Below are 5408 nucleotides of genomic sequence, written 5' to 3' on the forward strand. Positions count from 1 at the left end.
GGGCGGCTGTGCTGTTCGCGCCTCCGGCCCTCGCCCTTCCCGCCATGCTGCTCGGTTGGCAATTGCTGCTCCTCGCCCTCATTGATGCCCGCAACTTGTGGCTCCCACGCCCGCTGACCGCGCTGCTCGCCGCCAGCGGCGGCGCTCTTGCGGCGTGGCGCGGCTGGCAGGAGGCGAGCCTTGCGCCGCTCGCCGCGGCCGCGGCGGGCGGCGCGCTCGGCTTCGTCTTGCTGTGGGCTGTCGCGCGCGGATACCGGCTGCTGCGCGGGCGCGAAGGCATGGGGGGAGGCGATCCTCCGCTGCTCGGCGCGATCGGCCTGTGGGTCGGGCCGATGGGGGTGATCGGCACGGTGATCGGCGCGAGCCTCCTCGGCCTTGCCGCCGCGCTCGTGATGCTGCTCGCACGCAGGCCCGTCGCCGCCGACACCGCGTTGCCGCTCGGCACGCTGATGGCGGTGGCGGGTTTCGCGATCTTTCTTGTGGCGGGGCCCGGATAGCCGCGCGCGGGCGTTGACGGCGCTGCGCGGAGGGTTCACCTTGGCGACGCCCTTGGGGGGATACTTGAAGCAATGCCCGATCCCGTGCCCCGCCTGATCCTCGCCGCCGCCGTGCTTGCGGCGCTGCCCGGGCCTGTCGCGGCGCAGGACGCGGGGCTGGCGCGCTATCTTCCCGCCCTTGCCGCCGGGGAGCTGCCCGAAGCAGCCGCGGAATGTCTCGCGCTCGCCATCGCCTACGAGGCCGGGCAGGAACCGCTCGCCGGGCAGGAGGCGGTCGCGCAGGTGATCCTCAACCGCGTGCGACATCCCGCCTATCCGGGAAGCGTGTGCGGGGTCGTGTGGCAAGGCTCCGAGCGGCGCAGCGGCTGCCAGTTCACCTTCACCTGCGACGGTTCGCTGCACCGCCCGCGCAGCCCCGCGCAGATGGCCGCCGCGCGCGCGGTCGCGGTGCGGGTGCTGGCGGGCGAGAGCATCGATCACGTGCGCGGCGCGACGCATTACCATGCCGACTACGTCTCGCCCTACTGGGCGCCCAGCCTTGCAAGGGTGCGCCAGATCGCGACTCACATCTTCTACCGCGCGCCCGGAGCCCGGCCCGGCGGCGAGGGCGCGCCGGTGAGGATCGCGCTGGCTGCACCTGCGCGGGCGGACGCCGTGCCCTCCACTCCGCAAACCGACCCGGCAATCCGCAATGGCGCATTCGCGCCCTGGGGCCTCAGCCTCGCGCCGAAATAGGGCCCGCTACTCGCGCGCGCGCACAACATAGGGGCGCTGCGGGTTGCCCGTGAGCTCGATCACGACATTGCGCCGCGCCGCCGAACCGCCGCTCCCGCGCGCGGTGACGATCACCCTGAGCGGTCGCCCGCTCACACCGTCATCCACCCGGCCGAGTTCCGCCTCGCCCAGCCCGCCTTCTGCCACCGCGACCCCGGCAAAGCCGTCCTCCGACACCCGGTCGGCCATCACGCGCCGTGCCAGCGGAGTGGCATTGCCCTGCGCAAAGCGGCCGCCGACGGGGGTGAAGACGCTGACATAGGGGTCCATTCGCAGCGCAAGCTCGGGGCCGATCGCGGGGATCGCCGCCAGTTCCTGGTTGGTGCGCAGCGCGCCGTTGCGCGGGCGAATTCCCAGCGCGGCGTAATCCGCCTCCTCGGCCCCGCGCAGCCGCGCCTCGTCATCGCCATCGCGCCAGTCGAGGAAGGCGTCGCGCGCCTCCTCAAGCTCGGCACCCTTGAGGCCGAACTCGGCGAGCAGCGTCTCGACCTGCCGGTCGTTCAGGCTGTTGAGCGGCACCTTGGCGAGCTCCTCCTCGATCCGGATCTCGAGTGTCGCCTCGCCGAAAGTCACCGTGCGGGGCGGCCCGCCGGGCCGCCAGCGCCGCGCTGCAGAGGGCTGGGCCAGCCCCTGCACCGCCAGCGCCACGCCCGCATCCGCCGCCGCGGTCAGCCGCGCCCGGTCAAGTTCCGCTCGCGCCGAGCGGGTAGAGCCGCGGGTCGCCTCGATCATCGTCAGCGCCAGCAGCGCGAGCACGGCAAGGCTCGCGACCGCCACCACCAGGGCAAAGCCGTCCTCCCGCCCGCTCCGGTCAGGGTGCGGGCGCGCGGTCAGGGGATCTGTCCGGTCGAGGAGAAGGGCTCGAGCGAGCGGATCTTCTGGCGCAGCTCCTCGGTGACCGCGCGCGCATCGTCGACCGTGCGGATCACGCGCGGCTTCAGCAGGATCACCAGTTCGATCTTGTCGGTCGCCTCGACCTGCCTGCCGAACAGCCCCCCGATGATCGGGATCTGCGACAGGAACGGAATGCCGGTCTTGTCGCGCGTCTGGACGTTGCGGATCAGGCCGCCCAGCGCCAGCACCTCGCCATCCTGCACCGCCACGGTGGTCGAGACCTTGCGGGTCGAGATGGTCGGCGAATCGATTCCCGATGCCGCCGCGCGCGATGACAGCACGTCGCTTACCTCCTGCGAGATGTCGAGCAGCACCAGCCCGCTACCGTTGACGCGCGGGGTGATCTTGAGGATCACGCCGGTGTCCCGGTATTCGACCGCGTTGATGATCGGGGCGTTGGGATCGATCGTCGCGGTCGAGTTCTGGGTCAGCACCGGCACCTGGTCGCCGACCTGGAGGGTGGCGGTCTGGTTGTTGATCACCATCAGCTTGGGGGCGGAGACGACATTGACCTTGGTCTTGCCCTCGAGCGCGTTGAGCACGCCGGTGAGGCTGCCCGCATTGCCGAACAGGAAGGAGAAACCCGGCACATCGCGCACGAGGTTGGTGCCGGTGGTGGAATCGGTCAGGACGATGTTCTCGTTGCCCTCGACGAAGTTCCATTGCAGGCCGTAGCGCAAGTCGTCGGTCAGGCTGACCTCGGTGATCGCGGCCTCGATCATCACCTGCATCGGCGGCACGTCGAGCTTGCGCAGCGCGTCCTCGATCACGGCATACTGGCGCGGAGTGCCGTAGACGAGGATCGCGTTGTTGGTGTCGTCGCTGGTGATCTGCACGCCGCCGGGGCCAGCCCCCGAGCCGCCGTCCTCGCGCTCGCCGGTGGTGCCCAGCGCCGCCGCCGCACCGGGCGAGACGACCGCCGGCGGAGCGGTGACCGCGCCGTAGCTGAAGCCGTCGCCGAAGCTCTGTTGTGCGGAGGCGCCGCGCGGGGCGGTCTGCGGCGCACCGTCGACCGCGCCCGCATCGGCGAAGGCCGCCTGCTGCTGCGCCACGCCCGCATCGCTCTCCCCGCCGCCGCGCCCGAAGGCCCGGTTGAGCGTGCGCGCCAGATCGCGCGAGCGCGAATTCTGCACCTTGTAGACGAACAGCCGCGGCTCGTTGTTCTGGCCTTGCCGGTCGAGGATCTCGATCCAGCGGCTGACATCGTCGAGATATTGCCGCTGGCGGCTGATCGCGAGGATGCCGTTCAGCTTTTCCATCGCGATGATCCGCACCAGGTCGCGGGTCGGGCTGTCGGGAGCGTTGATCAGCCGCTCGAGCTCGGGAACGATCACGCGCGCATCGGTCCGCTTGGGCACGATCAGCGCGAAGCTCATGTTGCGCAGCCAGTTGACATCGAACTGGGCGAGCAGGTCGCGCGCGCTCGCCCGCTGTCCCGACGTACCGCGCAGCAGCAGCACGTTGCGCGAGGGATCGGAGACGGAGACGACATTGGGCAGGATCGGCGCGATCAGCGCGCGCATCTGTTCGGCGTTGACGAATTGCAGCTCGACCAGCTCGGTGCCGAAGCCGGGGGCTCCGGGCCGGGCAATACCGCCACCTGCGGCCTGGCCTATCCGCTCGATCCGCGCCGAGCCGCCCTCCAGCACCAGCGCGAAGCCCCCGATCGCGAAGCTGTCCTCGAGGAAGGGGATCAGCGAGGCGCGCGAGATCGGCCGCGCCGTCACGACGGTGACGGGGCCGGAAACATCGGGGGCGATGGTGTAGTTCATGCCGAGCAGGTCGCCGAGCACCGCCTCGGCCACCACGCGCACGTCGGCTTCGGGGAAATCGAGCGCAATGTCCCCGCCGCGCACCCGCACCGGCGGCGGGGCGGGATCGACCGGCGGGCGCTGCTCCCCCTCGACGACGGTGGTATCGACAGTCTGGGCCGCGCGCGCGGGGTCGTCGGGGACGGTCTGCGCCGCGCCGGAGCCAGACGACGTGGCGGCGAGCAGGATCACGGCGAAGCCGGCCCTCGCGCGGGCGTGCAGGGAATAGTCGCGCATCATTGTTCGTCTGCCTGATTGGGCCTGTACGCGCGCGGATCATAGGATCCGGGCGGCGCATAGCCGGGATAGGAATTGCTGCCGAGTTGCGCGCCGAGGCCGAGCGTGACGCTTTCCCCTCCGCGGGCGAAGCGCACGCTATCGGTGCCGATGCCGACCAGCCGCCAGCCCTGCCAGGACTGGCCGGGGCGCAAGGTCACACTCTTGCCGTCGGGGGTCTGGAGGATCAGCCGCGGAGCGCCGCGCACCCGGACAATCCCGGCCGCGCTCGCGCCGCCCAGCGGCCCGCTGGGCGCGCCCTCGGCGCTGCTCGCGGCAAGCCGGGTCGGCCGAAACAGCGCGCGCGCGGCGAGTGCCGGATCGGCGCTCACCGCGGCAATGGCGACGCTGGCCGCGCCGCTCCCTGCGGGCGGCACCGCAGGCGGATCGGGGCGCTCTGCGGGCAGCACGAACTGCGCCGCCAGCATCAGCGCCAGCAGCAGCGCCAGCAGCGCCGCCAGCACCGTGCCTTCGGCGCGCTCAGGCCGGGGAATGCGAAGCGGCGACATCGATGCGGACATCCAGGTTGCGGGATTGCGAGGCTTGCGCGGCGGGGTCGGCCCCGGGCGCGGCTATGGTGAGCGCGGTGACGATCATCAGCGGCTCGGCATTCTGGAGCCGTTCGAGCAGCCCGGCGAGCTGCCCCTCGGGCAGCCGCGCCTCGATGCGCAGCTCGATCCGGCCCTCGCCCGCCTCGACATCCGCGAGCGCGCGCACTTCGCCCCCGCCCGCACCGATCAGCGCCGCGATGCGGTCCTTGAGCTGCTCCGAAGCGGCCGCGGGCGTGGGGGCGATGATGTGGAAGCGCGCAGCGTCCGCCTTCTGCGCCTCGGCCTGGCGGCGCAGGCGGACGACGTTGTCGATCAGCCGCTGGTTGCTCGCCTGCACCAGCGCGAGCCGCTCGCGCTCCGCCGCGCGCGCCTCGAACCCGGCGAGGATCGGGGAGAGCACCGCCAGCCACGCAATCGCGATCATTGCGACAAGGATCAGGACGGCGATCAGCCGCCGCTCGCGGTCGGACAGACCGGTCATCGGCTGGCCTCCTCTCGTGCAGGCGCGCCCGCCAGCGTTGCGCTCACATCGAAAGGCTGTCCGCCCCCGCCTGTCCGTCGTCAGAACATTTGGCACAGGTCGCGGCGTAAATTAGCGGAGTGCG

6 protein-coding genes are annotated in these 5408 nt (G+C 71.7%); 2 read left to right on the top strand and 4 right to left on the bottom strand.

What is annotated here, in order from left to right; translation table 11 throughout:
- On the top strand, positions 1–497 hold a 497-nt coding region (locus tag AX692_RS15625), incomplete at its 5' end, for a prepilin peptidase (RefSeq protein ID WP_196491813.1).
- Between the two features lie 72 nt (positions 498–569).
- Positions 570–1232, top strand: a complete 663-nt coding sequence (locus AX692_RS15630) for a cell wall hydrolase (RefSeq protein WP_073975310.1) — start codon at positions 570–572, stop codon at positions 1230–1232.
- Positions 1233–1238: 6 nt separating this feature from the next.
- Here the strand turns inward: AX692_RS15630 and AX692_RS15635 are convergent, their stop codons facing one another.
- From AX692_RS15635 to gspM, 4 genes are read right to left on the bottom strand one after another with little or no spacing between them, the layout of a single operon-like run.
- Positions 1239–2051: a general secretion pathway protein GspK gene (locus AX692_RS15635; RefSeq protein WP_073975311.1), complete on the bottom strand. Its 813-nt coding sequence runs from the start codon at positions 2049–2051 to the stop codon at positions 1239–1241.
- A gap of 50 nt (positions 2052–2101) precedes the next feature.
- The gene (gene gspD, locus AX692_RS15640; protein WP_073975312.1) at positions 2102–4216 is read right to left on the bottom strand and encodes a type II secretion system secretin GspD; all 2115 of its coding nucleotides are present in this window, start codon (positions 4214–4216) and stop codon (positions 2102–2104) included.
- A complete protein-coding gene (locus tag AX692_RS15645; protein WP_073975313.1) occupies positions 4213–4761 on the bottom strand; it encodes a hypothetical protein in 549 nt (182 codons plus the stop codon). The genes gspD and AX692_RS15645 overlap by 4 nt, the downstream gene beginning before the upstream one ends.
- On the bottom strand, positions 4733–5284 hold the full coding sequence (gene gspM, locus AX692_RS15650) for a type II secretion system protein GspM (protein ID WP_073975314.1): 552 nt from the start codon (positions 5282–5284) through the stop codon (positions 4733–4735). Before gspM ends, AX692_RS15645 begins: the two co-directional genes overlap by 29 nt.
- Positions 5285–5408: the final 124 nt, after the last annotated feature.

Source organism: Erythrobacter donghaensis (assembly GCF_001557325.1).
GTDB classification, from domain to species: Bacteria; Pseudomonadota; Alphaproteobacteria; order Sphingomonadales; family Sphingomonadaceae; genus Erythrobacter; species Erythrobacter donghaensis_B.

What these genes read in the sequence shown, in the direction of transcription:
- AX692_RS15630 (WP_073975310.1), top strand. Translation starts at nt 570, where the DNA reads ATGCCCGATCCCGTGCCCCGCCTGATCCTCGCCGCCGCCGTGCTTGCG.
- gspD (WP_073975312.1), bottom strand. Translation starts at nt 4,216, where the DNA reads ATGATGCGCGACTATTCCCTGCACGCCCGCGCGAGGGCCGGCTTCGCC.
- AX692_RS15645 (WP_073975313.1), bottom strand. Translation starts at nt 4,761, where the DNA reads ATGTCGCCGCTTCGCATTCCCCGGCCTGAGCGCGCCGAAGGCACGGTG.
- gspM (WP_073975314.1), bottom strand. Translation starts at nt 5,284, where the DNA reads ATGACCGGTCTGTCCGACCGCGAGCGGCGGCTGATCGCCGTCCTGATC.